The organism is Peptidiphaga sp. (assembly GCF_057238965.1).
In genome coordinates this window covers 1-1,806 of sequence record NZ_DBHHEV010000150.1, presented here as the reverse complement: position 1 = coordinate 1,806, position 1,806 = coordinate 1, and the positions used below count along the sequence as shown (strand labels likewise).

Below are 1,806 nucleotides of genomic sequence, written 5' to 3'. Positions count from 1 at the left end.
CTCTCGGCGATCTCTTCCGTGTTCCACACGCGGACCCCCGCGGCTTCGACTGCGGCGACGAGCGGGTCGTTGTGGCCCATGAGGTTCGTGCCCTTGACCCAGCCGATGAGGGCGTGGGCGATCGACGTCCTGGCGCCCCACGGCTCGTTGGCCCACTTGTTGGCGACGGCGTCGAGCGCCGCCTTGACCTCGCCGTATGCGCCGTCGCCGCCGAAGGTTCCCCGGTTGGGAGATCCGGGCAGGACCACGTGAAGGCGGTGGCCGACGTGCGTGTCGGCGCCGATGCGGGAAAGGCCGCCGATCAGCCGCTCGACTCCCCACAGGAGCACGCGGGCCTGGTTTTCGGCCGCAGCCCCCGCGTCGTCGAGCGTGCCGCGGACGGGAGGCGCGGCGAACGGGAAGAGGACGTCCGGAACGAACGCCGGCTTGAGCACCTTGGTCGCCGCGCCGAGCGTCACCCGCTGCTCGGCGCCGATCCATTCGACGAGGGCGTCGATGTCGCGCAGCGAGCCGAGATTGGCGGGGACGATCCACAGTTCGGCGTCGCCGCGGGCGTTGCGCCGATAAAGTTCAGCGGCCCAGTTGAGGCGCCCGGAGTCCAAGCGCGAGGTCGTGACGACGACGGTCGCACCGCCCGCCAGGAGCCTGCCTGCGACGGACGCCGCAATCGACCTGGGCGAGGCGCCGGTGACGACGGCGACCTTTCCGCTGAACTGGCCCGGGTTGGAGCTTTCTGCGGCCGCGGCGATCGCGAGGAGGCGCTCGGCGCGCTCGGGGCGGCGCTCGGCGTGCCATCGGGCCTGCTTCGCCACTTCCTCGCCGGTCGACTCGAAGTTGCCTTCGACCTCCTGCCCCGCGGCGATCCGCGCGACGTCCTCGCGGGCGCTCGCCCAGCGGTCGCATAGGCGGACGGCGCGGTCGGGGGTGAACGCGGGGGCGACGAACTTCTCCCAGCCGTCCCCGAGCTCGGCGGACACCGCGGCCCGCAGCGCGAGGTCGTCGGCATTGTCGCCGCCCGCCTGCTGTGCGGGCGCCTCCTTGCCCAGACGGGCGAGGAGCTCGCGGGCGGTCGCCGCCAGGGCGTCGGTCATCTGCCCCGTGATCTCTTCGAGGGCGGCCGAATCGACCATCGTCCCCGATCCGCCGCCGGAGCTGGCCTTTGACACCGCGATTCCGCGGGCGGCGGCCACCTGGGCGACGGCCTCGTCGATCGTCGCGTCGAATTTCTTCGACGGCGCGATCGTTGCGAGTTCGCCTCCCCGCAGCGACTTTCCTTCGCGGGAGCCGAGCACGATGGCCGTGGCGACGTGCGTCGCCCACCCCTCGCCCAGGCCCCACGTCGAGGCGAGGTATTCGGGGACGCGCTGGGGCTTGGCGCCGGCGGCGCCGGCGATCTGGCGGAGTCGGCCGGAAATGGCCTCGCTCAACACCGCCCCGAACGGCTTGTATCCGTGGGCGCCGGCCAAAACCCCGGCTCGGAGCTTGGACATGGGCGCCTCGGCGGCCCCGTCCATCGACGACAGGCCGAACTCCGCCGTCAGGTCCATGAGCACCTGGTTGCGCTTTGAGGAGACGCCGTTCGTCAACGTCTCGACGGTGTCGGCGTCGACGATCTGCTCGGGCCGCAGCTTCGTGTGGACGGCGAGCAGCGCGTCCAACGCGTCGGCCGCGGTGAAGGGAAGGTCCTCGACGGGCCCCGCCGCGGCAGCAGGCGCGGCCGGCGCTTCTTGCGCGGGCGCTTCCTGCACGGAAGCCGCCTGCGACTGGGAATCGGCGGGCGCCGCTGCCTTCCCGGCGTCGGCGGAC

General features: G+C 72.5%; 1 pseudogene. It reads right to left on the bottom strand.

Going from position 1 to position 1,806, the window contains the following annotated elements:
* Positions 1-1,806, bottom strand: a pseudogene (locus ACO48X_RS11130) (type I polyketide synthase); the annotation flags it as partial.